This is a genomic window from Streptomyces sp. NPDC034086, from assembly GCF_055575515.1.
The window spans coordinates 813,170-839,699 of sequence record NZ_JBVISM010000002.1 but is presented as its reverse complement, the minus strand read 5'-3'; the positions used below and the strand labels follow the sequence as shown (position 1 = coordinate 839,699).

The following is a 26,530-nucleotide window of genomic DNA, read 5'->3' as shown; positions in this document are numbered from 1 at the left end:
CCCGTGCGGGCATCATGAGTCTTCGCTGGTGAAGGCGGCGCGACCGTACCAAAGGGTGCCTTCGCCGTACTTGCGCGAACGCAGCGGCTCGAACCCCTCCGGCCACGGGAACGGACCGCTCCTGGTGCTGCGCTCCACGGTGACGAGCGCATCGCCGGTGAGCCAGCCATTGGCCCGGAGTGTGAGCAGGATCTCGCCAAGATCGCCGTGCTCGACGGCGTACGGCGGGTCCAGGAAGACGATGTCGTACGGGTCCCCGGGCGCGGCGGCCGCCACGACCTGCTCGGCCTTGCCCGCCCGGAACTCGGCGCCGGGCAGGCCCAGGGTCTTGATGTTGTCCCGGATGGCCTTGGAGGCCTTGGCGTCGGCCTCGACCAGCAGGGCGTGGGCGGCGCCCCGGGAGAGGGCCTCCAGGCCGACGGCACCGGAGCCGCCGTACAGGTCGAGCACCCGGGAGCCTTCGACTCCGTGCAGGGACTCCCAGGTGGAGAAGAGCCCTTCGCGCATCCGGTCGGAGGTCGGGCGGGTGCCGGTGCCGGGCGGCACGGCCAGCCGCCGGCCGCCGGCGGTGCCGGCGATCACGCGGGTCATCTGGGGTCCTTCGCTGGGCGGTCGGGGGAGGTGCTGGGACCTCCGTCTGGCCTCCAACGATAGGTCGTGCGCCTCAGCCCTTCTCCAGGTACTGCTCGCGTTCGGTGTCCAGCAGGGCGTCGAGGGCGGTGCGCAGCCCCGGCAGGTGCTCCAGCCCCGGGTCGGCGGCGACCACGCGGGTGGCCTCCTCCCGGGCCTGGGCGATGACTTCCTCGTCCTCGATGACGGCGAGCATGCGCAGCGAGGAGCGGACGCCGGACTGGGCCTGCCCGAGGACGTCGCCCTCGCGGCGCTGTTCCAGGTCGATCCGGGAGAGCTCGAAGCCGTCGAGGGTGGCGGCGACGGCGGCGAGCCGGGCGCGGGCGGGGCTGGCCTCGTGCATCTCGCTGACCAGCAGGCACAGGCCCGGGGCGGATCCCCGGCCGACGCGGCCGCGCAGCTGGTGCAGCTGGGAGACGCCGAAGCGGTCCGCGTCCATGATCACCATGACGGTGGAGTTGGGGACGTTCACCCCGACCTCGATGACGGTCGTCGCGACCAGCACCTTGACCTCGCCGGCGGCGAAGCGCCGCATGACGTCGTCCTTGTCCGCGGGGTCCATGCGCCCGTGCAGGACCTCGACGGACAGTCCGGCCAGGGGGCCGCGCGTGAGCTGTTCGGCGATCTCCAGCACGGCCAGCGGCGGGCGCTTCTCGGCCTCGTCCTCGGCGGAGGCCTTCTTCTTGCCCTTGGGGTCGTCCTCGCCGTCGCCGATGCGCGGGCAGACCACGTAGGCCTGGTGGCCGTTCTCCACTTCCTCGCGGACCCGTTCCCAGGTGCGGGCGAGGAAGTGGGGCTTGTCCTTGGCGGGCACCACGTGGGTGGCGATCGGGGAGCGGCCGGCGGGCAGCTGGTCGAGGACGGAGGTCTCCAGGTCGCCGAAGACGGTCATCGCGACGGTGCGCGGGATCGGGGTGGCGGTCATGACCAGCAGGTGCGGGGGCTGCTTCCCCTTGGAGCGGAGCGCGTCGCGCTGTTCGACGCCGAAGCGGTGCTGCTCGTCCACGACGACCAGGCCGAGGTCGTGGAACCGCACCTTGTCCTCGATGAGGGCGTGCGTGCCGATGACGATGCCCGCCTCGCCGGTGACCAGGTCGAGCAGGGCCTGGCGGCGGGCGGCCGTGCCCATGGAGCCGGTGAGCAGCACCACCTTGGTGCCCCGGTCGGAGCCGCCCAGCATGCCGCCCTCGGCGAGTTCGCCCATCATCTCGGTGATCGAGCGGTGGTGCTGCTGGGCGAGCACCTCGGTGGGCGCGAGCATCGCGGCCTGTCCGCCGGAGTCGACGACGGCGAGCATGGCCCGCAGGGCCACCATCGTCTTCCCGGAGCCCACTTCGCCCTGGAGGAGGCGGTGCATGGGGTGGCTGGTGGCGAGGTCGTCGAAGATCTCCTTGGAGACGGTCTGCTGGCCTTCGGTGAGGGTGAAGGGCAGTGTGGCGTCGAAGGAGTCGAGGAGGCCGCCGGGGGCGGCGCGGCGGGCGACCGCGGGGAGCTGGGAGTCGGCGTGCCGGCGGCGGGCCAGCGCGACCTGGAGGACGAAGGCCTCGTCCCACTTCAGGCGCTGGCGGGCGTCCTCGATGTCGGCCTTGGTGGCGGGCCGGTGGATCTTGAGGAGGGCCTCGGTGAGCGGGACCAGTCCGCGGCCCTCCCGCAGCGCCGGCGGCAGCGGGTCGACGGCCTCCTGGGCGCGGGGCAGTACGGCGTCCACGCATTTGGCGATCTTCCAGGACTCCAGCTTGGCGCAGGCCGGGTAGATCGGGATCAGCTGGGAGGCGAAGGCGGTGGCCGCGTCCCGGTCGGAGGCGTCGGCGCCGAGGGGCTCGTACGCCGGGTGCGCGAGCTGGAGCTTGTGGTTGAAGCGGGAGACCTTGCCGGCGAACATGGCGCGGCTGCCGGGCAGCAGTTCCTTGTGCGGCTTGTGGACGCCCGCGCCGAAGAAGACCAGCTGGAGGCGGCCGCTGCCGTCGGTGATGGTGACTTCGAGGCGCTTGCCCCCGCCGCGGCTGCCCTGGTACGTCAGCAGGCGGGCGTCGGCGACCTGGGCGACGACGGTGACGTGCTCGTCGAGCTGGTCGGCGAGGTCCGCCAGCGAGGTCAGCTCGCCGCGCTCGGCGTACCGCCGGGGGTAGTGGTGGAGCAGGTCCAGGGCCGTGTGCAGGCCGAGCTGCTCGGCCAGCACCTTGGCGGTGGCGGGGCCGAGGGTCTTCTTGAGGTCTTCGTCGAGCGCGGGCACGTGTTCCATTGCACACCATCGCGCTGACAAGCCGGCTATTCGACTCCGATGAGCAGGGGCGCCGACCAGCGCCCGCCTCGGTAGGTGACGGTGTCGACCGCCAGGTGCCCGTGCTGGACGTACGCCTCCAGGCGCGCGGCGAGGGTGTCCGGCACCTCGGGTCCCAGGACGAGGGTGACCAGTTCGCCGCCGGAGCCGAGCATCCGCTCCAGGACGGCCTCGGCGGTCTCGGGCAGGCCGGCGCCGATGACGGCGACGTCGCCGTCGATGAGCCCGAGGACGTCCCCGGCCTGGCAGATGCCGGCGGAGGTGAAGGACTGCCGTTCGGCGACGGCGAGTTCCCCGTAGCGGGTGGCGCCGGCGGCCGCGGTCATGGCGACGACGTCCTCGTCGAAGCTGGCGTCCGGGTCGTGCACGGCGAGGGCGGCCAGGCCCTGGACCGCCGAGCGGGTGGGGATGACGGCCACCCGTACCCCCTCGGCGCGGGCCCGCTCGGCGGCGGCGGCCGCGGCGGCGCGCGGCTCGGGGCCTCCGGGCAGCAGGACCACCTCGCGGGCGTGGGCCCGGCGGACGGCGTCGAGCAGTTCGGAGACGGCGGGCGGTTCCCCGGGGCGGGCCGGCACGGCGGTCGCGCCGGCCTCGCCGCACAGGGCGGCCAGGCCCTCGCCCTGGACGACGGCGACCACGGCCCGCTGGGCGCGGGGGGCACTGGCGCGGCGGCGCTGGTCGCCGAAGTGGGTGATGCGGATCCGGTACGGCCGGCCGGCTTCCACCCCGGCCTCGACGGCCGCGCCGGGGTCGTCGACGTGCACGTGGACGTTCCACAGCCCGTCGCCGCCGACCACCACGAGGGAGTCGCCGAGCCGGTCGAGGCCGGCGCGGAGTGCGGCGACGGCCTCGTCGGAGGCCTCGAGCAGGTAGACCACCTCGTACGCGGGACCGCCCTGGTCCAGGTCGCAGGGCTCCGGGTCCAGCGGTACGGGCGCGGGTACGGCGGGGCCGCGCACCGGCTCGGGGTCGGGTTCCCGGCCGGACAGCGCCTGCCACAGGGCCCCGAGTACGGCGACCAGTCCGCAGCCCCCGGCGTCGACCACTCCGGCCTTCCGCAGCGCGGGCAGCTGCCCGGGCGTCTCGGCGAGGGCGGCCCGGGCGCCTTCGTAGGCGGCCCGGGCCACCTCGGCGGCGGGGGCGTCCCCGGTACCGGCGGCGGCCGCGGCCCGCGCGGCGGCGCCGGCGACGGTGAGCATGGTGCCCTCGACCGGGTGCGCGACGGCGCGGTAGGCCTCCTCGGCGGCCCGGCCGAGGGCCCGGGCGAGCAGGGGACCCGGGGCGAGGCCGCCGGGGTCGGCGCCGAGCACGTCGGCGACTCCGCGCAGCAGCTGGGCGAGGATGGTCCCGGAGTTGCCCCGGGCGCCTATGAGGGCGCCGTGCGCGTAGGCCCGTACGGCCTCGGCCAGGGAGGCGGGGCCGGCTGTGCGGTCCGTCACTCCGGCGAGGGACTCGTCCAGGGCGCGGTCGGCGGCCTCGGCGGTGAGGTGGAGGTTGGTTCCGGTGTCGGCGTCGGCGACGGGGTAGACGTTGATCGCGTCAATGTCCTCGCGGGCCCTGCCCAGCGCGGCCAGGGCCAGTGAGCTCCAGGTGCGCACCGCTTCGGCGTCGAGGGTGTGCGGGCCAGGCTCGTGCGCCACCGGGCGTTCCTCCTTGTGCGGGCCAGGGTTCACCGCAGGGTAACGAAGGGAGCCCTCCGCCCGGGGGGCCCGGGCGGAGCCGGGCCCCGTCGTGGTAGTTTTCTCGGACCCAAGCAGTCGTTGTATGCTGCTCAGGTTGCCCGTCGAGAGTCGGGTCATTCGTCCGGCAAGCCACTTCAGATCTCTGATTACGGTGTGCCGGATTCCACCGTAATTGCATCTGAAGTCTTGGAGTGACCTGTGGCTGCCAACTGCGACGTTTGCGCCAAGGGGCCGAGCTTCGGCAACAACATCTCCCACTCGCACCGCCGCACCTCGCGTCGCTGGAACCCGAACATCCAGCGCGTCCGTGCCGTGGTCAATGGGACGCCGAAGCGCCTCAACGCCTGCACCTCGTGCATCAAGGCCGGCAAGGTCTCGCGCTGACGCCTCCCGTCGTCGTAGCGCAGCCCTTTCCGGTTGCCAAGAAGGCCGGTCCACCTCTGGTGGACCGGCCTTTTGCCTTGTCCGGGCCCCTCCGGGCCGCCTCCTGACTCCTGGAGGCGGCCCGGGGGTTCAGCGCCGGCGCCAGGCGTGGTCCACCGGTCCGATGCCGGCGCCCAGCGCGAAGCCGGCGGCGATGGCGCCGGTGACGTACTCCTTGGCGGCCGTGACGGCCTCCGGGACGGTCCGGCCCCTGGCCAGGCCCGCCGCGATCGCGCTGGCGAGCGTGCAGCCGGTGCCGTGGGTGTGCCGGTTGTCGTACCGGGGCCCGCGCAGCCACAGCTCCCGGGAGCCGTCGCTCAGCAGGTCCACGGCCTCGTCGCCGTGCGCCGCGAGGTGGCCGCCCTTGATCAGCGCCCAGCGGGGGCCGTAGCCGAGGATCGCGTCGGCGGCCCGCCGCATGTCGTCCTCGCTCTCCACGGCCAGCCCGGTGAGCTGGGCGACCTCGTCCAGGTTGGGCGTCGCCACCGTGGCCCGGGGCAGCAGTTCCCGGCGTACGGCGTCCAGCGCCGAGGCGGCGAGCAGCGCGTCGCCGTGCTTGGAGACCCCGACGGGGTCCACCACGGCCGGCGCCGGGGTGTCCGCCAGCAACCGCGCCACCGTCTCCACCAGTACGGCGGAGGACAGCATCCCGGTCTTGACGGCCCGCACCCCGATGTCGTCCACCACGGCCCGGTACTGGGCCGTGACGGCCTCGGCGGGCAGCTCCCAGACCCCCTTCACGCCGAGCGAGTCCTGGGCCGTCACGGCGGTGATCACGCTCATGCCGTGCACGCCGAGCGCCAGCATGGTCTTGAGGTCGGCCTGGATGCCCGCGCCGCCGCCGGAATCGGACCCGGCGACGGTCAGGCAGGGCGGCGGGGCGGCACCGGGGGCGCTCACGGGGTTTCCCCTTCGGCCGGGTCGGCGCCGAAGTGGTCCCAGCCGCCGGTGCTGGTCCAGGGGGCGCCGTCCACGGTCACCTGGGGCAGCGCGGAGCGGTGCTGGACCGACCCGATGACCTTCCAGCGGGCCGGGAGCTTCACGTCCGGCGGGAAGGTGGCCACGATGGCGTGGTCCTCTCCCCCGGTGAGCACCCACTGGAGCGGGTCCACGCCGACGGCCTGGCCGATGTCGTGCATCTGGGTCGGGATGTCCACGGCCCCCGAGCGCACGTCGATGCGCACCTTGCTGGCCTCGGCGATGTGCCCCAGGTCGGCGATCAGGCCGTCGCTGACGTCGGTCATGGCGGTGGCGCCGAGCCCGGCGGCCGCGGGGCCGGCGTGGTAGGGCGGCTCGGGGCGCCGGTGCGCCTCGACGAAGGCCCGGGGGGAGCGGAAGCCGCGCGAGAGCACCGCGAAGCCGGCCGCGGACCAGCCGAGCCAGCCGGTGACGGCCACGACGTCCCCGGGCTGGGCGCCGGAACGCAGGACGGGCTCGTGGTTGCGCAGGTCCCCGAGGGCGGTGATGGAGACGGTGATGGTGTCGCCCCGTACGACGTCGCCGCCGACCACGGCGGCGCCCGCGACCTGGCACTCGTCGCGGATGCCGTCCATCAGCTCGGTGGGCCAGGTGACCGGCAGTTCGGCCGGGACGACGAGGCCGAGCAGCAGCGCGGTGGGCACGGCGCCCATGGCGGCGATGTCGGCCAGGTTCTGGGCGGCGGCCTTGCGGCCGACGTCGTACGCGGTGGACCAGTCGCGGCGGAAGTGCCTGCCCTCGAGCAGGATGTCCGTGCTGGCCACGACCCGCCGGTCGGGGGCCGACACCACCGCGGCGTCGTCGCCGGGTCCGAGCCGGACCGCCGGGGTGGTGGTGAGCCGTGAGGTGAGCTCCCGAATGAGCCCGAACTCCCCCAGCTCGCCCACAGTGCCCTTCATCGCTGTGCCCCTTCTTGGCAAGTCCGCTTGCGGTCGCGAGCCGTCACAGCTCTGGGTACCGTCAACAGATAGGTCAACTTCTGCTCTGCGCACGCCCCGCTGTGCGTGGCGCCGGGCCCCCGGGTCTCCCCGTGGCACGCGGCGACGCGGTACCGTGGCGTCCCTTCTTCCCCGGGCCCGCCCGATGTCCCCGGGCCCATCCGAAGGTTAGGGGAAATGATCCTCGTGGCCGCCCTGGAGGTTCCGTGGTACAGGCGTACATCCTCATCCAGACCGAGGTGGGCAAGGCGTCGGTCGTCGCCGAGTCCATCTCCAAGATCGCGGGGGTGATCCAGGCCGAGGACGTGACGGGGCCGTACGACGTGATCGTGCGCGCCCAGGCCGACACCGTCGACGATCTCGGCCGCATGGTGGTCGCCAAGGTCCAGCAGGTGGAGGGGATCACCCGCACCCTGACCTGCCCGGTGGTCCATCTGTAGCCCCCGTCTAGTCTTGGCCGGTGATGTCATTGACGCACCGCCGGCCCCTCCGTGTACTGGCCCTGCCCGCCGTGCCGGTCCTCCTGGCCCTCGCGGGCTGTGCCCCGGCGGGTTCCGGGGGCCGGGTGGACCCGCCGCCCGCTCCGCCCGCCGCGGTCGCGAAGCTCTGTGCCGCTCTGCACGAGGAGCTCCCGGAAACGGTGGACGGACTGGCGAGGACCCCCACCTCACCGGAGTCGGATCTGACCGCCGCGTGGGGCGGCTCGGCGATCGTACTGCGGTGCGGTATCCCCAAACCCCCCAAGATGGCGGATCCCCAGCAGGACGGCGTCGAGGTCAACGGCGTCGCCTGGCTGGTGGAGAAGCCCGAGGAGGGCGGTCTGCGGTTCACCACCGGGGCGAGGCTGGCGTACACGGAGATCCGGGTCGCCAAGGAGCATGCCACGGATGCGAGCATGCTGGTCGGTCTGTCCGGCGCCGTGGCCAGGACCGTCCCCGTGGGGATCTCCTCGTACTGACCGGGGCCGTCCGGCCCCCCGCCGCGCGCACACCGCCGCCCGCTGGGTTCCTCCCAGCGGGCGGTCGGCTGTACGGGGCGGGACGCGCGGCTAGCGCAGTCCGGTGGAGCGGCGCAGGGCCGCCTGGATCAGGAGGTCCACCAGCTCCTGGTACTCGATGCCGGACTCCTGCCACATCCGCGGGTACATCGAGATCGGGGTGAAGCCGGGCATGGTGTTGATCTCGTTGATGACGAACTCGCCGTCCTCGGTGAGGAAGAAGTCGGCGCGCACCAGGCCCTCGCAGGACGCGGCCTCGAAGGCCTCGATCGCGAGCCGCTGCACCTCGGCGGTCTGCTCCGGGGTCAGCGGGGCGGGCACGATCCCCGACGCGGAGTCGATGTACTTCGCCTCGAAGTCGTAGAAGTCGTGGCTGGAGACCGGGGGGATCTCGGCGGGGGCGCTGGCGCGCGGCCCGTCCTCGAACTCCAGGACGCCGCACTCGATCTCGCGGCCGCGCAGCAGCGCCTCCACGATGATCTTCGGGTCGTGGCGGCGCGCCTCCTGGACCGCCGCGTCGAGCCCGGAGGGGTCGTCGACCTTGGTGATGCCGATGGAGGAGCCGGCCCGGGCGGGCTTGACGAACAGCGGCCAGCCGTGCTCGCCGGCGAAGTCCAGGATCTTCGCCTTGGCGGCGGCCCGGTCGGCCTCCCACTCGCGGGGGCGGATGGTCACGTACGGGCCGACGCGCAGCCCGAAGGAGGTGAACACCCGCTTCATGTAGTCCTTGTCCTGGCCGACGGCCGAGGCGAGGACGCCGGATCCGACGTAGGGGATCCCGGAGAGCTCCAGGAGGCCCTGGAGGGTGCCGTCCTCGCCGTAGGGGCCGTGCAGGACGGGGAAGACCACGTCGACCTCGCCCAGCGCCTTGGGGACGCTGCCCGGCTCGGTGTAGACGACCTCGCGGCTGGCGGGGTCCACGGGGAGCACGACGGTGCCCTCCGGGGTCTCCCGCAGCGTGTCGACGCTCGGGAGCCGCCGGTCCGCGATGGCCATGCGCTCGGGCTCGTCGGCGGTCAGGGCCCACCGGCCGTCCGTGGTGATGCCGATGGGCAGCACCTCGTACTTGGCGCGGTCGATGGAGCGCAGCACCGCGCCCGCCGTGACGACCGAAATGGCGTGTTCCGAGCTGCGGCCGCCGAACACGACGGCCACGCGGGGCTTGCGGCCCTGCTGCTCAGGGGTCTGGGGGAGGTTCTCGCTGCTCATATCGCCACGAGGGTACCCGCTCACACGTCCGGAACGGAGTCAGCGGCGTTCCGGTTTGGCGCTGCGCCCCATCAGTTCCTTCAGTGCGACCAGCGGGGGCTTGCCGTGGTGCACGATCTCGACGACCGTGTCGGTGATCGGCATGTCCACTCCGTACCGCCGTGCCAGATCTGCCACGGACTGGCAGGACTTGACCCCTTCCGCGGTCTGGCTGGTGACCGCGATGGTCTCGGCCAGGGTCATTCCGCGGCCCAGGTTGGTGCCGAAGGTGTGGTTCCGGGAGAGCGGCGAGGAGCAGGTGGCGACGAGGTCGCCGAGCCCGGCGAGCCCGGAGAAGGTGAGCGGGTCGGCACCCATCGCCAGGCCCAGACGGGTCGCTTCGGCGAGGCCCCGGGTGATGAGGGAGCCCTTGGTGTTGTCGCCCAGGCCCATGCCGTCCGCGATGCCGACGGCCAGGCCGATGACGTTCTTGACGGCGCCGCCCAGCTCGCAGCCGATGACGTCGGTGCTGGTGTACGGACGGAAGTACGGGGTGTGGCAGGCGGCCTGGAGGCGCCGGGCCACGGCCTCGTCCACGCAGGCGACGACGGAGGCGGCGGGCTGCCGGGCGACGATCTCGCGGGCCAGGTTGGGGCCGGTGACGACGGCGACCCGCTCGGCGGGGACCTTGGCCACCTCCTCGATGACCTCGCTCATCCGCTTGGCGGTGCCGAGTTCGATGCCCTTCATCAGGGAGACGAGGACGGTGTCGGGCTCCAGCAGCGGGGCCCATTCGGCGAGGTTGCCGCGCAGGGTCTGGGAGGGGACGGACAGCACGGTGAAGTCCGCGCCGCGGGCGGCCTCGGCGGGGTCCGTGGTCGCGCGGAGGTTCTCGGGGAGCTCCACGCCGGGGAAGTAGTCCGGGTTGGTGCGTCCGGTGTTGATGGCGTCGGCCACCTCCCGGCGGCGGGCCCACAGGGTCACTTCGCAGCCGGCGTCGGCGAGCACCATGCCGAAGGCGGTGCCCCAGGAACCCGCCGAGAACACGGCGGCCTTGACGGGACGTGTCACTTCTTGCCCTCCCCCGCGGCGTCGCGCCGCTGTTGCGCCCTGGCCTTGCGGTGGTCGTAGGGCTGCGCGGGCGCGCTCTGGCCCCGCAGCTCCTCCAGGAGCTTGGTGATGTCGGCCATGATGGCCTCGGTGGCGCCCTTGAGGACCTCGGGCGTGGGCTCGCGGTCGTAGTAGGCCGAGAGGTCCACGGGCGGTCCGGCGAGCACCTGGAGGGTCTTGCGGGGGAACAGCCGGACCTTCTTCTCCTTGGCGTAGGGCGGCATCGCGAGATTCGCGCCCCATTGGGCCACGGGAATGACGGGGGCCCTGGTGATCAGCGCCACGCGGGCGACGCCGGTCTTGCCGGCCATCGGCCACATCTCCGGGTCGCGGGTGAGGGTGCCTTCCGGGTAAAAGGCCACGCATTCACCGCGCTCGACGGCGTCCACGGCGGCCCGGAATGCGTCCAGGGCGTTGGTGGTCTCGCGGTAGACCGGGATCTGCCCGGATCCGCGCAGGATCATGCCGACGAAAGGCACCTTGAAGAGCCCCGCCTTGGCGAGCAGACGCGGCACCCGGCCGGTGTTGTACTGGAAGTGCGCGTAGGAGAGCGGGTCCAGATACGAGTTGTGATTGACGGCGGTGATGAATCCGCCCTCGGCCGGAATGTGGTCCATTCCCCGCCAGTCCCGCTTGAAGAGCACTACCAGCGGCGGTTTTGCGATGACCGCCGCCAGGCGGTACCAGAAGCCGATTCTGCGGCGGGACACTCGGACACCTTCCTCTAGGACCGGTGCGTGGCTTGGGCACCTCGGGGCCGGACAAGTGTCGCGCCGGGTCCGGTCTCTGTCGAGGACACCGTACGCCCCGCTCGCACCACGAGGCCCCCCTGCGCCCGCTCGGGGGCGACAATGGGCCGAGTGATGACCGGGTCATGACCTGCCGATGGGTCGGGCGGGTGCCGCAGCGCACCGGAGGGAAGGGGTCCGCCACGAACGCCGGATGGAGCCTGGTGGTTCCCCTGAAGCCCCTGGCGCTGGCCAAGAGCCGTCTCGCGGCGGCCGTGGGCGCCTCCCGGCCGGGGCTGGCGCTGGCCTTCGCGCAGGACACCGTGGCGGGGGCGCTGGCCTGCGCGTCGGTCGCGGATGTGGTGGTCGTCACGGACGACGCCGTGGCGGGGGCGGAGCTGGCGCGGCTGGGGGCGCGGATCCTGCCGGACGCCCCCGGCGCCGGGCTCAACGCGGCGCTGGACCACGGGGCGCGGGCGGTGCGGGCGCGGCGGCCGGGGGCGGCGGTGGCCGCGATGAACGCCGACCTGCCGGCGCTGCGGCCACCGGAATTGCTACGTGTGCTCGATATCGCGGAGCATTTTCCCCGGGCATTTCTGGCGGATGCGGCCGGAATCGGCACCACCCTGCTTTCCGCGGGACCGGACGTGGAATTGGCACCTTCCTTCGGCGGCCCCTCCCGGGCCCGGCATTCGGCCTCGGGCGCGGTGGAAATAGCCCTCGCGGGCGTGGAGAGCGTACGCCGGGACGTGGACACGGGGGCGGACCTGCGGACGGCCCTGGCCCTCGGGGTGGGGCGGCACACGGCCCGATACAGTTCCCGTATGCAGGCGACCGCGTACACGTACGACTCCCAGACCCGCAGCGGCAGTGTGCTGCTGGACGACGGCACCCCGGTGCCCTTCGAGGCCGCCGCCTTCGACGCGGGGGGCCTGCGGCTGCTGCGGCCCGGGCAGCGGGTGCGCATCGAGACGGACGGCGAGGGCCCGTCGCTGCGGATCACGCTGGTGACCCTGCAGACCTTCTGAGCCGCGTACCGGATCCGCCGCCGGGCTCCGGCCGCGCCGGGCAGCACCGCGGGCCGGCCTCCCCTGGCGGGGAAGCCGGCCCGGCGTGTGTAACCCGTGCCCCTACTTCTTGCGGGCGGTGGTCTTCTTCGCGGTGGCCTTGCGCGTCGCCGTCTTCTTGGCGGGCGCCTTCGTCGCGGTGGCCTTCTTGGCCGCCGGGGCGGTCTTCTTGGCGGTGGCGGTGGTCTTCTTGGCCGCCGTCGCGGTCTTCTTGGCCGGGGTGGCCTTCTTGGCCGTCGCCGTGCCGGTGGCCGTGGCCTTCTTCGCGGCCGTGGTCTTCGCGGCGGTCTTCTTGACGGTCGGCGCGGCCTTCTTCCCGACGGCCTTCTTCGCCACGGTCTTCTTGGCGGCCGTGGTCTTCGCGGCGGTCTTCTTCGCCGTGGTGGCCTTCTTCGCGGCGGCCTTCTTGACCGTCGCGGAGGCACCGCCGGTCAGGCTGCCCTTCGGGGCCTTCTTCACGGCGACCTCGTCGCCCTTGGGGAGCTTCTTGGTGCCGCTGACCAGGTCCTTGAAGCCCTGACCCGCACGGAAACGGGGGACGGAGGTCTTCTTGACCCGGACGCGCTCACCCGTCTGCGGGTTGCGGGCGTAGCGGGCCGGGCGGTCGACCTTCTCGAACGAGCCGAAGCCCGTGACCGAGACCCGGTCGCCCGCGACGACCGCGCGGACCATGGCGTCCAGTACCGCGTCGACGGCGTCCGCGGCCTGCTGGCGGCCGCCCAGCTTGTCGGCAATCGCTTCTACGAGCTGCGCCTTGTTCACGTCTTCCCCTTCGGAGACATCGCCAGAACGAATGTGTTCAAGCTTATTTCGCACGTTAGGCGGATATATACCGCAAATCAAACACGAAACGGGCTAATCACCCTAGTGCCGCAACGGGGTAGGTCGTTGCGGAGTTCCTTCGCATCAGTCGCCTTCAGGGAATCGACCCTCGTCGAGGTCCTTCATCAACCTGTCCAGGCGCCTTGCCGCATCGGCCAGATCATGCTTCGCCGCGGCAGTGACGACCAACAGCTTCCGGGACAGCGTCATCCTTACGCCCTCCGGGACTTGCAGTGCGCGCACCCTTGCGTGTGCTTCTTTCAACCGGTCCGCGACGAGTTCGTAGAGCTCGAGTTGACTGTCGCGTTCCATGCACAGATTGTGCCATCTGGGGCGAGTTGTCGCCTCACGGGGCCTCAACATACGGCTGTGCCCCCCGCCGGAAGGCGGGGGGCACAGTGTTGCCGATGTGATCACCCAAAGGTGAATAAGCGCTGATCAGGCTGGAATCAGTGCTGAATCGTGCGGGGCTTGAAGGACGGGCGGCCGCTTTCGTACGCGTCGATGTCGGCTTCGTTCTGAAGGGTGAGCGAGATGTCGTCCAGACCCTCCAGCAGACGCCAGCGGGCGTTGTCGTCGAGTTCGAACTCCGCCTCGACGCCTTCGGCTCGGACCTGGCGGTCGACCAGGTCGACGGTGATCTCGGCGGTGGGGTCGGCCTCGGTCAGCTCCCACAGCCGGTCGACGGTCTCCTGCGGCAGGACGACGGTCAGCAGACCGTTCTTCAGCGAGTTGCCGCGGAAGATGTCCGCGAAGCGGGAGGAGATGACGGTCTTGAAGCCGAAGTTCTGCAGGGCCCAGACGGCGTGCTCGCGCGAGGATCCGGTGCCGAAGTCGGGACCGGCGACCAGGACCGTCGCACCCGCCCGCTCGGGACGGTTGGTGACGAAGTCCGGGTCCTTGCGCCAGGCCTCGAACAGCCCGTCCTCGAACCCGTCACGGGTGATCTTCTTCAGCCAGTGGGCGGGGATGATCTGGTCGGTGTCGACATTGCTGCGGCGCAGCGGAACGGCCCGGCCGGTGTGAGTGGTGAAGGCTTCCATGGTTCAGACTCCGGCGGTGACGGGGGCGTCGGACAGGTCGGCGGGGGAGGCCAGATGGCCCAGTACCGCGGTGGCGGCGGCCACCTGGGGGGAGACCAGGTGGGTGCGTCCGCCCTTGCCCTGCCGGCCCTCGAAGTTGCGGTTGGAGGTGGACGCGGAACGCTCGCCGGGGGCCAGTTGGTCGGGGTTCATGCCCAGGCACATCGAACAGCCCGCGTGCCGCCATTCGGCGCCGGCCTCCTTGAAGACCTTGTCCAGGCCCTCCTCCACGGCCTGCAGGGCGACCCTGACCGAGCCGGGGACGACCAGCATCCGTACGCCGTCGGCGACTTTGCGGCCCTCGATGATCCCGGCGACGGCGCGCAGGTCCTCGATGCGGCCGTTGGTGCAGGAACCTACGAAGACGGTGTCGACCTTGATCTCGCGCAGCGGCTGCCCGGCCGTCAACCCCATGTACTCCAGGGCCTTTTCGGCGGCGAGGCGCTCCGAAGCGTCCTCGTACGAAGCCGGGTCGGGGACGTTGGCCGACAGCGGCGCGCCCTGACCCGGGTTGGTGCCCCAGGTGACGAACGGCGACAGGGAGGCCCCGTCGATGACGACCTCGGCGTCGAACACCGCGTCCTCGTCGGTGCGCAGCGTCTTCCAGTAGGCGACCGCCGCGTCCCAGTCCTCGCCCGTCGGGGCGTGGTCGCGGCCCTCCAGGTAGTCGAAGGTGGTCTGGTCGGGGGCGATCATGCCCGCGCGGGCGCCGGCCTCGATCGACATGTTGCAGATGGTCATGCGGGCTTCCATCGAGAGCTTCTCGATGGCCTCGCCGCGGTACTCCAGGATGTAGCCCTGGCCGCCGCCGGTGCCGATCTTGGCGATGATCGCCAGGATCAGGTCCTTGGCGGTGACGCCCTCGGCCAGCTCCCCGGTGACGGTGATCGCCATCGTCTTGGGGCGGGCCAGCGGCAGGGTCTGGGTGGCCAGCACGTGCTCGACCTGGCTGGTGCCGATGCCGAAGGCCAGCGCGCCGAACGCGCCGTGCGTGGAGGTGTGCGAGTCACCGCAGACCACGGTCGTGCCCGGCTGGGTCAGGCCCAGCTGGGGGCCCACGACGTGGACGACACCCTGCTCGACGTCACCCAGGGAGTGGAGGCGTACGCCGAACTCGGCGCAGTTCTTGCGCAGCGTCTCCAGCTGGGCCCGGGAGACCGGGTCCGCGATCGGCTTGTCGATGTCGATGGTGGGGGTGTTGTGGTCCTCGGTGGCGATGGTGAGGTCCAGACGGCGGACCTTGCGGCCGGCCTGGCGCAGACCGTCGAAAGCCTGCGGGCTGGTCACCTCGTGCAGCAGGTGGAGATCAATGAAGAGGAGATCGGGCTCGCCCTCGGCGCGCCGGACGACGTGGTCGTCCCAGACCTTCTCCGCGAGTGTCCTACCCATCGCTTTCCCTCCGGCCGGCCGGTTGTGCCGGCGCTTCTTTAGAGATCTGGTGCGCCTGATCGCCCCGCTACCCCACCCGCGGAACGACGGCTCGGACCCAGTGGTTCGTGGACCCGCACATACAGACTCGCTCGTTCTTGGAAAATTTGAACTTGCGTTTCACAGTGTGAGACGTGAATATCGTTTCATGGACAACTCTAGCGGCGTCGGCGTTCTCGACAAGGCAGCTCTGGTACTGAGCGCACTGGAGTCCGGTCCGGCCACCCTCGCCGGGCTGGTCGCGGCGACAGGGCTCGCACGACCCACGGCACATCGCCTGGCCGTGGCACTGGAACACCACCGGATGGTGGCGAGGGACATGCAGGGCCGGTTCATCCTCGGTCCGCGGCTGGCAGAGCTTGCCGCCGCGGCCGGCGAGGACCGCCTGCTGGCGACGGCCGGACCGGTGCTCACGCACCTCCGTGACGTGACGGGCGAGAGCGCGCAGCTCTACCGCCGTCAGGGCGACATGCGCATCTGCGTGGCGGCCGCCGAGCGGCTGTCGGGCCTGCGGGACACCGTCCCGGTGGGCTCCACCCTCCCGATGAAGGCGGGGTCGGCCGCGCAGATCCTGATGGCCTGGGAGGAGCCCGAGCGGCTCCACCGGGGCCTGCAGGGCGCGCGCTTCACGGCCACGGCCCTGTCCGGCGTACGGCGCCGCGGCTGGGCGCAGTCGATCGGCGAGCGGGAGCCCGGCGTGGCGTCCGTCTCGGCGCCCGTACGCGGCCCCTCGAACCGGGTGGTGGCCTCCGTGTCGGTCTCCGGGCCGATCGAGCGCCTGACCCGCCACCCGGGGCGCATGCACGCCCAGGCCGTCATAGACGCGGCCGCCCGTCTCACGGAGGCCCTGCGCCGCTCCGGCTGAGCCGTCCGCGGCCGTAGACCTCCACCACTCCCACCCCCGGGCCCGGGGGCGCGTACGACGCCGCACACGTCCGAACACGCGCCTCCGGGCCCGCACTTGTGCCCGGCACCGCCGGCCTCCGGGGTCCGGAAACACGGAAGAGGCCCTCCGCGATGATCGCGGAGGGCCTCTCCTCTTGTACCCCCGACCGGATTCGAACCGGCGCTACCGCCTTGAGAGGGCGGCGTGCTAGGCCGCTACACAACGGGGGCTAGCTTTACTGCGGTACTGCGCTGGGCTACCAGGACTCGAACCTAGAATAAGGGAACCAGAAACCCTCGTGTTGCCAATTACACTATAGCCCAATGGTCTAGACCAGCCAGACCTTGGTACCCCCGACCGGATTCGAACCGGCGCTACCGCCTTGAGAGGGCGGCGTGCTAGGCCGCTACACAACGGGGGCCCTAGCGATCCTGCATCAAGACCTCCGGGAGCGACCCTGGAGATCCCGCGGGAAGGATCTGTACCCCCGACCGGATTCGAACCGGCGCTACCGCCTTGAGAGGGCGGCGTGCTAGGCCGCTACACAACGGGGGCAAAGCACTGCGTTACTGCTGCACTGCGCTGGGCTACCAGGACTCGAACCTAGAATAAGGGAACCAGAAACCCTCGTGTTGCCAATTACACTATAGCCCACCGAACTTCAAGACCCTGGGGGCCTTTCGTTTGGTAAGCGCCTCCGTGTCCGGCCTTTCGGCCCGCCCGGGCGGCGCAGAAAGAACATTACCGGATGCCTGACCGTGCTCCAAAACGGGTATCAGCGGCCAGGAGCCCGGGCAGCCGGTCAAGTCCCCCGATCCGGTGCACACCGGCGGGACCGGACCCCCGGCCCCCCTCCCGGTCGAGCCAGACGGCCGTGAGCCCGGCGTCCCGAGCGCCGCGCGCGTCGATCTCCGGCTGGTCCCCCACGTAGGCGACCTGGCCGGGAGGCAGCCCCAGCGCCTCGCAGGCGGCCAGGAAGGCGGCGGCGTCGGGCTTGCTCACGCCCAGCTCGGCGGCGCACACCAGCACCTCGAAGCGGTCGCGCAGGCCGAGGCGGCGCAGCTTGGGGTCCTGGTTGGCGGCGGAGGAGTTCGTGAGCACCCCGTGCCGGTGGGTGGCGGCGAGGGCGTCCAGGGCGGGCAGGACGTCCGGGAAGAGGACCCAGGCGGCCTTGTAGTGCTCGACGTAGCTCTCGAACCAGGCGTCGGCGTGCGCCGCCGTCATGGCGGGCTCGCCGAGGAAGTCGCGCACCCTGTCCTGACGCTGGCCCTGGAAGGTGACCTCGCCCGCGGCGAAACGCGCCCAGTGGAGCTCCGTGAGCCGGCGCCAGAGCGCGAGGGCCTCCGGAGGGGATCCGTACCGCTCCGCGAGCCCCTGGGCGCGCAGGTGGGCGGCCAGACCGGCCGAATCGGCGCCCGTGTAGTCGAAGAGGGTGTCGTCGATGTCCCACAGCACGGCGCGGATCGGCATGCCGCCGAGCCTACGCCGCGCCGTCCCCGGGCGCGGGCACGACGGAGAAGTCCGTCACGCGGCAGGTGGGCGCGCCGTCCGCGTCCCCTCCGATCCGGACCGATCCGGTCCGGGTCGGGTCGGGGCCGCCGCCCCGGCCGGAGCGGCCCGGCGGGGAGTACCGGTCGGGGGCGGGGGCGTGCGGGGCGTGGGCCGGCCTGCCGTGGAGCGTGTGACCGGCCGCACGCCGGCGTTCCTCCGGCAACGCCGTGGGGGCGGCGGCCGGGTCGGCCGCCGCCCCCACGGGGTGGTGCGGGTCAGGCGGAGAGCTTCGCCAGGGCCGCGTCGATGCGGGCCAGCGAGCGCTCCTTGCCGAGGATCTCCAGGGACTCGAAGAGCGGCAGGCCGACGGTGCGGCCGGTGACGGCCACGCGCACGGGGGCCTGGGCCTTGCCGAGCTTGAGGCCGTGGGCCTCGCCGGCCGTCAGGACGGCCTGCTTGAGGGACTCCGGGTCCGACCAGTCGGCGGCGGACAGGTGCTCCCGCGCCGTGGTCAGCAGGGCCGCCGGGTCGCCCTTCATGGCCTTGTCCCAGGACGCCTGGTCCTCGACGGGCTCCTTCAGGAAGAGGAAGTCCACGTTCGCGGTGATGTCCGAGAGGACGGTCACCCGGGTCTGGGCGTGCGGCGCGATCCGGGCCCACGCCTCGGCGTCGAAGTCCTCGGGCGCCCAGTTGGCGTGCGGGGCGCGCAGCCACGGGGCGCAGGCGTCCGCGAAGGCCTTCGGGTCCATGCGGCGGATGTGGTCGGCGTTGATCGCCTCGCACTTCTTGAGGTCGAAGCGCGCCGGGTTGGCGTTCACGCCGTCGATGTCGAACTTCGCCACCATCTCCTCGATCGAGAAGATGTCCTGGTCCTTGGAGAAGGACCAGCCGAGGAGCGAGAGGTAGTTCAGCAGGCCCTCGGGCAGGAAGCCGCGCTCGCGGTAGAGGTTGAGCGAGGACTCGGGGTCGCGCTTGGAGAGCTTCTTGTTGCCCTCCCCCATCACGTACGGCAGGTGCCCGAACTGCGGGACGCCGGTGGCGATGCCGAGTTCCATCAGCGCCTTGTAGAGGGCGATCTGGCGCGGGGTGGAGGACAGCAGGTCCTCACCGCGCAGGACGTGCGTGATCTCCATCAGCGCGTCGTCGACCGGGTTGACCAGCGTGTACAGCGGGGCGCCGTTCGCGCGGACGATGCCGAAGTCCGGCACGTTCTCCGGGGTGAAGGAGAGCTCGCCGCGGACCAGGTCCGTGAAGGTGATGGTCTCGTCGGGCATCCGGAAGCGCACGATCGAGGTACGGCCCTCGGCCTCGTACGCGGCCACCCGCTCGGCGCTGAGGTCGCGGCAGTGGCCGTCGTAGCCGGAGGGCTTGCCGGCCGCGCGGGCGGCGTCGCGGCGCGCGTCGAGCTCCTCGGTGGTGCAGTAGCAGCGGTAGGCGTAGCCGCCGTCCTGGAGGCGCTGGGCGACGTCCCGGTAGATGTCCATGCGCTGGGACTGGCGGTACGGGGCGTGCGGGCCGCCGACCTCGGGGCCCTCGTCCCAGGTGAAGCCGAGCCAGCGCAGCGAGTCGAGCAGCTGCTCGTACGACTCCTCGGAGTCGCGGGCCGCGTCGGTGTCCTCGATGCGGAAGACGAACGTACCGCCGTGGTGGCGGGCGAACGCCCAGTTGAAGAGGGCGGTCCGGACCAGGCCCACGTGGGGGTTGCCGGTCGGGGAGGGACAGAAACGTACGCGGACGTTCGCGTTAGCCACGCTTGATCACCTTGTTGGTGAGAGTGCCGATGCCTTCGATGGTGACGGCGACCTCGTCGCCGACGTTGAGGGGGCCGACTCCGGCCGGGGTCCCCGTGAGGATGACGTCGCCCGGGAGCAGCGTCATGGCCTCGCTGACGTGCACGATCAGGTCCTCGACGGAGCGGATCATGTCGCTGGTGCTGCCGAGCTGGCGCTGCTCGCCGTTGACCGTGCACTGGACGGCCAGGCCCGCGGAGACGGCGGCCGGGTCGAGGCCCGTCTCGATCCAGGGGCCGAGGGGGCAGGCGCTGTCGAAGCCCTTGGCCCGGGCCCACTGCTTCTCCCGCTTCTGGACGTCGCGTGCGGTGACGTCGTTGGCGCAGGTGTAGCCGAGGATCACGTCCTTGACGCGCTCCTTCGGCACCTCGCGGCACATGCGGCCGATGACCACGGCGAGCTCCGCCTCGTGGTGCACCTCCTGGGAGAAGGAGGGGTAGACGATGGGGTCGCCCGGTCCGACCACGGAGGTGGAGGGCTTGAAGAAGGTGACGGGGGGCTCGAGGCGGCCCTGGTCGTCGAAGACGGAGTTGCCGAGCTCCGCCGCGTGCTCCGCGTAGTTGCGGCCGATGGCCACGACCTTGTTCGGGAGCACGGGCGGCAGCAGCCGGACCTTGCTCAGCGGGACCTTCGTGCCGGAGAGCTCGAAGTCCGCGAACGGGATGCCCTTGATGATGTCGAGGACGAGCTCACCCTCGGCGCCGGGGGCAGTGCTGCCCTCGACCGCGCCGAACGCGACATTGCCGTCGATGGAGAACCTGGCGATGCGCACGTGTTGCGTCTGCCCCTCTGTATGTCCGCTGGTCTGGAGTCTGCGGACTCCAGGCTAACGCGGTGGGCGGCGACGCTCCGCGCTCCTTTACGGAGCCACTACCGCGGAGGGGCTACTGTGCCGCGGCGGCCGGGGCGTCCATGAGGACGGTGCGGCGGGGGTTCGCGGTCTGGGCCGGCAGCTCGACGGAGTGCTCCGGGGTGGCCGGCGCCGCCTGCAGCTCCTCGGCGTCCTTCAGGTGCGCGAGCGTGGTGCGGCGGGGGTTGGCTATGTTGCGGAACATCTGCGTCGTCTTCATCGGAGTTTCGGGCCCTCGGGTCGCTTCGTGGGATGAGGGTTGTCGGATGCGCCGGGTGTGGCGCCAACCCTTTAACAGGCAAGGCTAAACATCCGAATCCCCGGCTCAACCGGTAAGTAATGGCCACACTCGTGTGAGTTTGCTCACCAGCGAGCGGGCAATACGGGCATAACAGGCGGTCAATTGCGCCTGCCGAAACGGACATTGCGCCACTGAATGCGCCATTCCGCTCCTGATCATCTCGACTGGGACACCTTGCCGGACAGCAGCTTTGATTGACGTAAGTCCGTTTCCTCCCCATAGTGCCTCCACATCCAGTAGCCCTTCTGTCACGACCCGTGACCGGCTCGCCGGGGCGACACGCGCACCTTGTTGGAGATCCCCCACTGTGCTGGAATTCGCGGGACCGCCGCGGGTATCAGCCGGCGCGCAGGTGGCGCAAGAGAGCGCCGCGCGCGGCGGGAACGGAGAGGGAGACGCGCCGGTCACCGACGACCACCACGGGGCCGTCAGTGCCCCACGACTCGACACCGTTCCGCCGCTCACCCGGCGGGGCGCCTGGTCCAGAGGTTGCGACGCTAGTGCAGGGACGATTCAAGAGGGATGGCAGCGCTGCGGCGGAGCAGGAGCCGCGCGGCGGGATTGACCGTGGCTCCTCGCCCCAGCACGCCCAGAACCGCGGGCCGGCTGCCGAAGGAGCGGGACCCGACACCTCCTCGGTGAAGGGGAAGGGCCGCGGCAGGTCCGGCAAGGCCCCGAAGCCCGGCAAGCCCGGTAAGCCCGTCAAGCCGAGCAGGGCCAAGGGCAAGGCCGAGTCGCCCGAGACCGAAGAGGCGATACCGAAGGCCCCCACCGGGCCCGGTTCCCGTCTCGCCATGCAGAACTGGCGCATCAGCACGCGACTCGTGTCGCTGCTGACCCTGCCCGTCGTCGCCGCCACCACACTCGGTGGTTTCCGTATCAACGACTCGCTCGAGGACATCCAGCAGCTCGAGCACATGCAGCTGCTGACGACGATGACCCGCCAGGCGACCAGCCTCGCCGCCATGCTCCAGGAGGAGCGGGACAAGTCGGCCGGTCCGATGTCGCTCGTCAAGGACGGCAAGGCCAACAGCCTCGTCGAGGGCGTCCGCGACCAGACCGACGCCGCCGCCAAGGCCTTCGCCGCCGCGACCGACAAGGTCGACAACGCGGAGGACAAGGACGAGACCCTCAAGTCCATCCGCAACAACATCCTCCAGATCGGCCGCCAGCTCACCGGCATCGAGGACATCCGCAAGAAGGCGTACCAGAACGGCGCCCAGCAGACCGTCACCGAGTACAACGCGCTGATCGTCTCGCTGCTCTCGCTCTCGCAGGACATGGCCCAGGCCACCTCGAACCCCGAGATGATCAAGCGCACCCGCGCCCTGGCGGCGTTCTCGTCCGCCAAGGAGTACGCGTCCATCCAGCGCGCGATCATCGCCGCCTCGCTCCCCGAGAGCGGCGACAAGCAGGGCAAGCTGGAGGAGAACGACCGTCTGTACGCCCTCTCCGCGCTGCGCGGTGAGAGCCAGGCGAAGAAGACCTTCGAGCTCGTCTACCAGGGCAAGCCCGAGGAACTCCTCAGCTCGCTCGGCGACGGCAACTCCGAGATCGGCAGCGCCGACCACTACGCCCGCCGCGTGCTGAGCACCCAGGGACAGTTCGTCAAGGAGAAGAACCGCTCCTGGATGGACTGGTACGACGCCGACGACACCAAGATCCGCGCCATGCAGCAGATCGAGCTCTCCCTGCTCGAGGACATGGAGCAGAAGGCCCGCGAGCTCAAGAACGAGTCGCAGCAGGACGCCATCGTCAACGGTGCCCTGATCCTCCTCGTCCTCGGTGTCTCCCTCATCGGCGCGTTCGTCATGGCCCGGTCCATGATCCGCTCGCTGCGCCGCCTCCAGGACACCGCGACGCGCGTCGCCCAGGACCGCCTGCCCGAGCTCGTCAAGCAGCTCTCCGAGTCGGACCCGCAGGAGGTGGACACCTCCGTGGAGTCCGTCGGCCTGCACACCCGCGACGAGATCGGCCAGGTGGCCGCGGCCTTCGACGACGTGCACCGCGAGGCCGTCCGCCTCGCCGCCGAGCAGGCCCTCCTCCGGGGCAACGTCAACGCGATGTTCACCAACCTCTCGCGCCGCTCCCAGGGCCTCATCCAGCGTCAGCTGTCGCTCATCTCCGAACTGGAGTCGCGCGAGGCCGACCCGGACCAGCTCTCCTCGCTCTTCAAGCTCGACCACCTCGCGACCCGCATGCGCCGTAACGGCGAGAACCTCCTCGTCCTCGCGGGCGAGGAGCCGGGCCGCCGGTGGACCCGGCCCGTCCCGCTCGTCGACGTGCTCCGCGCCGCGGCGTCCGAGGTGGAGCAGTACGAACGCATCGAGCTGGCGGCGGTGCCCGGCACCGATGTCGCCGGCCGCGTCGTCAACGACCTCGTGCACCTCCTCGCGGAGCTGCTGGAGAACGCCACCTCGTTCTCCTCCCCGCAGACCAAGGTCAAGGTCACCGGTCACGCGCTGCCCGACGGCCGCGTGCTCGTCGAGATCCACGACACCGGCATCGGCCTCTCCCCCGAGGACCTCGCCGCGATCAACGAGCGGCTCGCGTCGCCGCCCACCGTGGACGTCTCGGTGTCCCGCCGGATGGGTCTGTTCGTGGTCGGCCGCCTGTCCCTGCGACACGGCATCCGCATCCAGCTGCGCCCCTCCGACTCGGGCGGTACGACGGCCCTCGTCATGCTTCCGGTGGACGTCGCCCAGGGCGGCAAGAAGCCGGGCCCCATGCCGGGTGCCGGCGGCGGCCCGGGCGGTACCGGCGGCGCTCCGGGTGCACCCGGCGGCCAGCAGCCCTCGGTGCCCGGTGCGGGCGTACGTCCCCCCGTGGGCGCCGGCCAGCAGCGCGGCCAGGTCTCCGGCGGCGGCCAGCGCGCCGCCCTGCCGGGGCGCGACGGCGCGCCCGGCTCCCCGCAGCAGCAGGGTCCCCAGGGCCAGGGTCCGCGTCCGCAGGGCGGCCCCTCCGCCCCGACGGGCCAGTCGCAGGGCCAGGGTGCCTTCGGCGGCGGCTCGCCGCTGCCGGCCCGCGGTCAGGGCGGCGCTCCGCAGGCGCGGCCGGCCGGCGGTCCCGGCGGCTTCGCCCAGCAGGGCGGTCCCGGCGGGTTCCCGCAGCAGGGCGGTCCGCAGGGCGGCTTCCCGCAGCAGGGCAACGGCTTCGAGCGGCCGCAGCCGCCGCAGGGCCAGGCCCAGCAGCACCAGCAGCCCCAGCCCCCGCAGGGCAGGCAGCCCCAGCAGCAGCCCGGTGCCCCCGTCAAGCGCAGGCGGCCGCAGCTGCCGGCGCGCGACGGCGCCGCGCGTCCGGAGCTCCCGGGCGCGGGCGGCCCGGCCGCCGGGGTCCCGCAGAGCACCAGCTGGGGCACCGCTGCCCAGGGCGGCCCGGAGGTGCCGCGCGGCCACGACGAGCTGTCGGGCCCGGGCTCCACGGCGGAGTTCGCCCGCCCCGACTTCAACGCCCCGCCCCCGCAGGGCGCGGGCGGCGGCCGCGGCAACGGCACCACCGGCCAGTTCGAGCGCCCGCAGCCCGCGGGCCCGCTGGACCCGGCCTCCACCGGCCAGTTCGCCCGCCCGGGCGGCCCCGGTGTCGGCGGTTACGGGGACCAGCAGGGCCGGCAGCCCGGCGGTCACACCCCCGCGCCGGCCCCGCGCGCCGAGGCCCCGCGCCTCCCGCAGGCGTACCAGCCGGAGGCGCTGCCGCCGGCTCCGGCGCAGAACGGCCCCGAGTCGCGCAGCCCGATCTTCGAGTCGCTGGAGTCGAACTGGTCCCACCAGGGCGGACGGCAGTCCGCCGGGCAGGGTCCGGCCGTACCCCAGCAGCCGCACCAGTCGCAGCAGGCGGCACCGGTCGCGCCGGCGCCCCCGCAGCGGCGCGGCCAGGAGCCCGCGGCCGAGCCCTCGGCGGCGGTCACCGGCAGCAGCCCCACGGTCAGCTGGAAGTCGTCCCCGAACGACGAGCTGATGCGGCAGGCCGAGCGCGTGCGCCAGCCCGCCGCCGGCGGGATCACCACCTCGGGTCTGCCCCGCCGGGTGCCGCGTGCGAACCTCGTGGCGGGTACCGCGCAGCAGCAGGCCGACACCCAGGCCGGCCCGCAGGTCTCGCGCGCCCCGGATGACGTCCGCGGCCGTCTCACCAACCTCCGTCGCGGTATCCAGCAGGGCCGCCAGGCCGGCACCACCGGCCCCGCGACCGGGAGCTACCACATCGACCCCACTTACCAGCAGGAGCGATAGTTGAGTTCGATGAGCCAGGCGGCACAGAACCTGAACTGGTTGATCACCAACTTCGTGGACAACACCCCCGGGGTGTCCCACACCGTGGTGGTCTCCGCCGACGGACTCCTTCTGGCCATGTCCGAAGGTTTCCCCCGTGACCGCGCCGACCAGCTGGCGGCCGTGGCCTCCGGCCTGACCTCGCTGACCGCCGGGGCCTCCCGGATCTTCGAGGGCGGCGCCGTCAACCAGACCGTTGTGGAGATGGACCGCGGGTTCCTCTTCCTGATGTCCGTCTCCGACGGATCCTCGCTGGCCGTGCTCGCGCACCCCGAGTGCGACATCGGCCTCGTCGGCTACGAGATGGCCCTCCTCGTGGACCGCGCCGGCAACGTCCTCACCCCGGACCTGCGCGCGGAGCTCCAGGGAAGCCTGCTCATCTGACACCCCCTCCCCGGCCGGACGGTACTTCCGGCCGGGGAACCGGGTCCGCACACCCGGAATCCAGTACCCCCCGACAGGCCGTCATGTCCCCCCACCGGCCGCCCTGTCAGACGGCACGCTGACCACTGCTGTCCAGCCCGGAGGATCAATGACCCCGCCCCCCGCCTACCCCGACGCGTACGGAGATTCGTACTCGGATGGCGACCAGCCGCTCGTCCGCCCGTACGCGATGACCGGCGGCCGGACCCGTCCGCGCTACCAGCTCGCCATCGAGGCGCTGGTCAGCACGACGGCCGACCCGATGCACCTGTCCGGCCTGCTGCCGGAGCACCAGCGCATCTGCACCCTGTGCCGCGAGGTGAAGTCGGTCGCGGAGGTCTCCGCGCTGCTCTCGATGCCGCTGGGCGTCGCCCGCATCCTCGTCGCCGACCTGGCGGAAGCCGGCATGGTGGCCATCCACCAGCCGGGCAATGGAGAGGCCGGCGGAACGCCGGATGTAACGCTGCTCGAGAGGGTTCTCAGTGGACTTCGCAAGCTCTGACGGCGGAGCGGCTCCGCGCTCCACCACCTCCGCGAAGATCGTGGTGGCGGGCGGCTTCGGCGTGGGCAAGACCACGTTCGTCGGCGCGGTCTCCGAGATCAATCCGCTCAGGACCGAGGCCGTCATGACGTCCGCCAGCGCGGGCATCGACGACCTCACGCACACCGGTGACAAGACGACCACCACGGTCGCCATGGACTTCGGCCGCATCACCCTGGACCAGGACCTGATCCTGTACCTCTTCGGCACCCCCGGACAGGACCGCTTCTGGTTCATGTGGGACGACCTCGTACGCGGCGCCATCGGCGCCGTCGTCCTCGTCGACACCCGCCGCCTCGCCGACTGCTTCCCCGCCGTCGACTACTTCGAGAACAGCGGCCTGCCCTTCGTCATCGCCCTCAACGGCTTCGACGGACACCAGCCCTACACCCCCGAAGAAGTCCGCGAGGCCCTCCAGATCGGCCCCGACGCCCCCATCATCACCACCGACGCCCGCCACCGCGCGGACGCCAAGAGCGCACTCATCACGCTCGTCGAGCACGCCCTCATGGCACGTCTCAAGTAGCACGCACGACAACGCGATGCGCCGGGGGGCGGGCTGTGTTCTCGAACACGGCCCGCCCTGCGCGTTCATAACGTTTCGACAGTGAATTGTCGCCGGCCGGACA

The 26,530-nt window shown here is 71.9% G+C and carries 24 protein-coding genes, 5 tRNA genes and 1 pseudogene; 9 read left to right on the top strand and 21 right to left on the bottom strand.

Annotation, left to right across the window (positions count from 1 at the left end; all coding sequences use genetic code 11):
- Positions 1–12: 12 nt before the first annotated feature.
- From rsmD to ACZ514_RS09255, 3 genes are all read right to left on the bottom strand, one after another.
- Positions 13–591, bottom strand: a complete 579-nt coding sequence (gene rsmD / locus ACZ514_RS09265; protein ID WP_468695692.1) for a 16S rRNA (guanine(966)-N(2))-methyltransferase RsmD — start codon at positions 589–591, stop codon at positions 13–15.
- A 73-nt stretch (positions 592–664) separates the two neighbouring features.
- Positions 665–2,872 carry an ATP-dependent DNA helicase RecG gene (recG, locus tag ACZ514_RS09260; protein WP_468166608.1) on the bottom strand — a complete coding sequence of 736 codons (2,208 nt, stop codon included), beginning with the start codon at positions 2,870–2,872 and terminating at the stop codon, positions 665–667.
- 26 nt (positions 2,873–2,898) lie between these two features.
- Positions 2,899–4,551 (bottom strand): DAK2 domain-containing protein, encoded by a 1,653-nt coding sequence (locus ACZ514_RS09255; RefSeq protein ID WP_468166606.1) that lies wholly within the window; start codon positions 4,549–4,551, stop codon positions 2,899–2,901.
- 240 nt (positions 4,552–4,791) lie between these two features.
- On the opposite strand from ACZ514_RS09255, the gene rpmB reads away from it, so the two are divergent.
- The gene (gene rpmB / locus ACZ514_RS09250) at positions 4,792–4,977 is read left to right on the top strand and encodes a 50S ribosomal protein L28 (RefSeq protein WP_007266795.1); all 186 of its coding nucleotides are present in this window, start codon (positions 4,792–4,794) and stop codon (positions 4,975–4,977) included.
- Positions 4,978–5,106: 129 nt separating this feature from the next.
- On the opposite strand, the gene thiD is transcribed toward rpmB, so the two are convergent.
- Complete coding sequence (thiD, locus tag ACZ514_RS09245; RefSeq protein WP_468166604.1) at positions 5,107–5,916, bottom strand: bifunctional hydroxymethylpyrimidine kinase/phosphomethylpyrimidine kinase; 810 nt, start codon at positions 5,914–5,916, stop codon at positions 5,107–5,109.
- Positions 5,913–6,893 carry a thiamine-phosphate kinase gene (locus ACZ514_RS09240; RefSeq protein ID WP_468166602.1) on the bottom strand — a complete coding sequence of 327 codons (981 nt, stop codon included), beginning with the start codon at positions 6,891–6,893 and terminating at the stop codon, positions 5,913–5,915. Before ACZ514_RS09240 ends, thiD begins: the two co-directional genes overlap by 4 nt.
- A gap of 245 nt (positions 6,894–7,138) precedes the next feature.
- Here ACZ514_RS09240 and ACZ514_RS09235 point away from each other — a divergent pair, with 245 nt between their 5' ends.
- Entirely contained in the window at positions 7,139–7,372 is a 234-nt protein-coding gene (locus ACZ514_RS09235) for an Lrp/AsnC ligand binding domain-containing protein (RefSeq protein WP_007266792.1), read from the top strand.
- Between the two features lie 23 nt (positions 7,373–7,395).
- Positions 7,396–7,890, top strand: coding sequence for a DUF3515 family protein (locus ACZ514_RS09230; protein ID WP_468695705.1), 495 nt, complete (start codon positions 7,396–7,398; stop codon positions 7,888–7,890).
- Positions 7,891–7,980: 90 nt separating this feature from the next.
- On the opposite strand, the gene ACZ514_RS09225 is transcribed toward ACZ514_RS09230, so the two are convergent.
- From ACZ514_RS09225 to ACZ514_RS09215, 3 genes are read right to left on the bottom strand one after another with little or no spacing between them, the layout of a single operon-like run.
- Positions 7,981–9,138, bottom strand: coding sequence for a D-alanine--D-alanine ligase family protein (locus ACZ514_RS09225; protein WP_468166598.1), 1,158 nt, complete (start codon positions 9,136–9,138; stop codon positions 7,981–7,983).
- Between the two features lie 39 nt (positions 9,139–9,177).
- Positions 9,178–10,188, bottom strand: coding sequence for an NAD(P)H-dependent glycerol-3-phosphate dehydrogenase (locus ACZ514_RS09220; protein ID WP_468166596.1), 1,011 nt, complete (start codon positions 10,186–10,188; stop codon positions 9,178–9,180).
- Complete coding sequence (locus tag ACZ514_RS09215; protein ID WP_468695710.1) at positions 10,185–10,937, bottom strand: lysophospholipid acyltransferase family protein; 753 nt, start codon at positions 10,935–10,937, stop codon at positions 10,185–10,187. Before ACZ514_RS09215 ends, ACZ514_RS09220 begins: the two co-directional genes overlap by 4 nt.
- Before the next feature lie 164 nt (positions 10,938–11,101).
- Here ACZ514_RS09215 and cofC point away from each other — a divergent pair.
- Positions 11,102–11,776, top strand: a pseudogene (gene cofC, locus ACZ514_RS09210) (2-phospho-L-lactate guanylyltransferase); the annotation flags it as partial.
- Positions 11,777–12,085: 309 nt separating this feature from the next.
- Here cofC and ACZ514_RS09205 read toward each other — a convergent pair.
- The 4 genes from ACZ514_RS09205 to leuC all read right to left on the bottom strand — a co-directional run bounded on the left by ACZ514_RS09205 (position 12,086) and on the right by leuC (position 15,315).
- Positions 12,086–12,784 carry an HU family DNA-binding protein gene (locus ACZ514_RS09205; RefSeq protein ID WP_468166592.1) on the bottom strand — a complete coding sequence of 233 codons (699 nt, stop codon included), beginning with the start codon at positions 12,782–12,784 and terminating at the stop codon, positions 12,086–12,088.
- 144 nt (positions 12,785–12,928) lie between these two features.
- Complete coding sequence (locus tag ACZ514_RS09200) at positions 12,929–13,156, bottom strand: SCO5555 family protein (protein WP_007266785.1); 228 nt, start codon at positions 13,154–13,156, stop codon at positions 12,929–12,931.
- Positions 13,157–13,293: 137 nt separating this feature from the next.
- Positions 13,294–13,887 (bottom strand): 3-isopropylmalate dehydratase small subunit, encoded by a 594-nt coding sequence (gene leuD, locus ACZ514_RS09195; RefSeq protein ID WP_468166590.1) that lies wholly within the window; start codon positions 13,885–13,887, stop codon positions 13,294–13,296.
- Between the two features lie 3 nt (positions 13,888–13,890).
- Positions 13,891–15,315, bottom strand: a complete 1,425-nt coding sequence (leuC, locus tag ACZ514_RS09190; protein ID WP_468166588.1) for a 3-isopropylmalate dehydratase large subunit — start codon at positions 15,313–15,315, stop codon at positions 13,891–13,893.
- 187 nt (positions 15,316–15,502) lie between these two features.
- On the opposite strand from leuC, the gene ndgR reads away from it, so the two are divergent.
- A complete protein-coding gene (gene ndgR / locus ACZ514_RS09185) occupies positions 15,503–16,219 on the top strand; it encodes an IclR family transcriptional regulator NdgR (RefSeq protein ID WP_007266782.1) in 717 nt (238 codons plus the stop codon).
- A gap of 178 nt (positions 16,220–16,397) precedes the next feature.
- Here ndgR and ACZ514_RS09180 read toward each other — a convergent pair.
- The 9 genes from ACZ514_RS09180 to ACZ514_RS09140 all read right to left on the bottom strand — a co-directional run bounded on the left by ACZ514_RS09180 (position 16,398) and on the right by ACZ514_RS09140 (position 20,591).
- Positions 16,398–16,470: transfer RNA gene (locus ACZ514_RS09180), tRNA-Glu, on the bottom strand.
- A 21-nt stretch (positions 16,471–16,491) separates the two neighbouring features.
- Positions 16,492–16,563 (bottom strand) — tRNA-Gln (locus ACZ514_RS09175).
- Positions 16,564–16,585: 22 nt separating this feature from the next.
- A tRNA-Glu gene (locus tag ACZ514_RS09170) sits at positions 16,586–16,661 on the bottom strand.
- A gap of 61 nt (positions 16,662–16,722) precedes the next feature.
- Positions 16,723–16,795, bottom strand: a tRNA-Glu gene (locus tag ACZ514_RS09165).
- 27 nt (positions 16,796–16,822) lie between these two features.
- Positions 16,823–16,894: transfer RNA gene (locus ACZ514_RS09160), tRNA-Gln, on the bottom strand.
- Positions 16,895–16,981: 87 nt separating this feature from the next.
- Complete coding sequence (locus tag ACZ514_RS09155) at positions 16,982–17,710, bottom strand: HAD family hydrolase (protein WP_469124426.1); 729 nt, start codon at positions 17,708–17,710, stop codon at positions 16,982–16,984.
- Between the two features lie 296 nt (positions 17,711–18,006).
- On the bottom strand, positions 18,007–19,482 hold the full coding sequence (gltX, locus tag ACZ514_RS09150; protein WP_468166584.1) for a glutamate--tRNA ligase: 1,476 nt from the start codon (positions 19,480–19,482) through the stop codon (positions 18,007–18,009).
- On the bottom strand, positions 19,475–20,293 hold the full coding sequence (locus tag ACZ514_RS09145) for a fumarylacetoacetate hydrolase family protein (protein ID WP_468166582.1): 819 nt from the start codon (positions 20,291–20,293) through the stop codon (positions 19,475–19,477). The genes gltX and ACZ514_RS09145 overlap by 8 nt, the downstream gene beginning before the upstream one ends.
- A 112-nt stretch (positions 20,294–20,405) precedes the next feature.
- Positions 20,406–20,591: a hypothetical protein gene (locus tag ACZ514_RS09140; protein ID WP_468166580.1), complete on the bottom strand. Its 186-nt coding sequence runs from the start codon at positions 20,589–20,591 to the stop codon at positions 20,406–20,408.
- A gap of 581 nt (positions 20,592–21,172) precedes the next feature.
- Between ACZ514_RS09140 and ACZ514_RS09135 the strand changes: the two genes are divergently transcribed.
- The 4 genes from ACZ514_RS09135 (at position 21,173) to ACZ514_RS09120 (ending at position 26,427) form a co-directional block, all read left to right on the top strand.
- Complete coding sequence (locus ACZ514_RS09135; protein WP_468695720.1) at positions 21,173–24,898, top strand: nitrate- and nitrite sensing domain-containing protein; 3,726 nt, start codon at positions 21,173–21,175, stop codon at positions 24,896–24,898.
- Between the two features lie 9 nt (positions 24,899–24,907).
- A complete protein-coding gene (locus tag ACZ514_RS09130; protein WP_007266776.1) occupies positions 24,908–25,321 on the top strand; it encodes a roadblock/LC7 domain-containing protein in 414 nt (137 codons plus the stop codon).
- A 148-nt stretch (positions 25,322–25,469) separates the two neighbouring features.
- On the top strand, positions 25,470–25,862 hold the full coding sequence (locus ACZ514_RS09125) for a DUF742 domain-containing protein (protein WP_215149806.1): 393 nt from the start codon (positions 25,470–25,472) through the stop codon (positions 25,860–25,862).
- Positions 25,843–26,427 carry a GTP-binding protein gene (locus ACZ514_RS09120; protein ID WP_468166576.1) on the top strand — a complete coding sequence of 195 codons (585 nt, stop codon included), beginning with the start codon at positions 25,843–25,845 and terminating at the stop codon, positions 26,425–26,427. The genes ACZ514_RS09125 and ACZ514_RS09120 overlap by 20 nt, the downstream gene beginning before the upstream one ends.
- The last annotated feature ends 103 nt before the right edge of the window (positions 26,428–26,530 follow it).

Bases quoted from the DNA above. Each gene is read 5' to 3' on its own strand.
- rsmD (WP_468695692.1), bottom strand. From the start codon at position 591: ATGACCCGCGTGATCGCCGGCACCGCCGGCGGCCGGCGGCTGGCCGTG.
- recG (WP_468166608.1), bottom strand. From the start codon at position 2,872: ATGGAACACGTGCCCGCGCTCGACGAAGACCTCAAGAAGACCCTCGGC.
- ACZ514_RS09240 (WP_468166602.1), bottom strand. From the start codon at position 6,893: ATGAAGGGCACTGTGGGCGAGCTGGGGGAGTTCGGGCTCATTCGGGAG.
- ACZ514_RS09230 (WP_468695705.1), top strand. From the start codon at position 7,396: ATGTCATTGACGCACCGCCGGCCCCTCCGTGTACTGGCCCTGCCCGCC.
- ACZ514_RS09225 (WP_468166598.1), bottom strand. From the start codon at position 9,138: ATGAGCAGCGAGAACCTCCCCCAGACCCCTGAGCAGCAGGGCCGCAAG.
- ACZ514_RS09200 (WP_007266785.1), bottom strand. From the start codon at position 13,156: ATGGAACGCGACAGTCAACTCGAGCTCTACGAACTCGTCGCGGACCGG.
- leuD (WP_468166590.1), bottom strand. From the start codon at position 13,887: ATGGAAGCCTTCACCACTCACACCGGCCGGGCCGTTCCGCTGCGCCGC.
- leuC (WP_468166588.1), bottom strand. From the start codon at position 15,315: ATGGGTAGGACACTCGCGGAGAAGGTCTGGGACGACCACGTCGTCCGG.
- ndgR (WP_007266782.1), top strand. From the start codon at position 15,503: ATGGACAACTCTAGCGGCGTCGGCGTTCTCGACAAGGCAGCTCTGGTA.
- ACZ514_RS09155 (WP_469124426.1), bottom strand. From the start codon at position 17,710: ATGCCGATCCGCGCCGTGCTGTGGGACATCGACGACACCCTCTTCGAC.
- ACZ514_RS09140 (WP_468166580.1), bottom strand. From the start codon at position 20,591: ATGAAGACGACGCAGATGTTCCGCAACATAGCCAACCCCCGCCGCACC.
- ACZ514_RS09130 (WP_007266776.1), top strand. From the start codon at position 24,908: ATGAGCCAGGCGGCACAGAACCTGAACTGGTTGATCACCAACTTCGTG.
- ACZ514_RS09125 (WP_215149806.1), top strand. From the start codon at position 25,470: ATGACCCCGCCCCCCGCCTACCCCGACGCGTACGGAGATTCGTACTCG.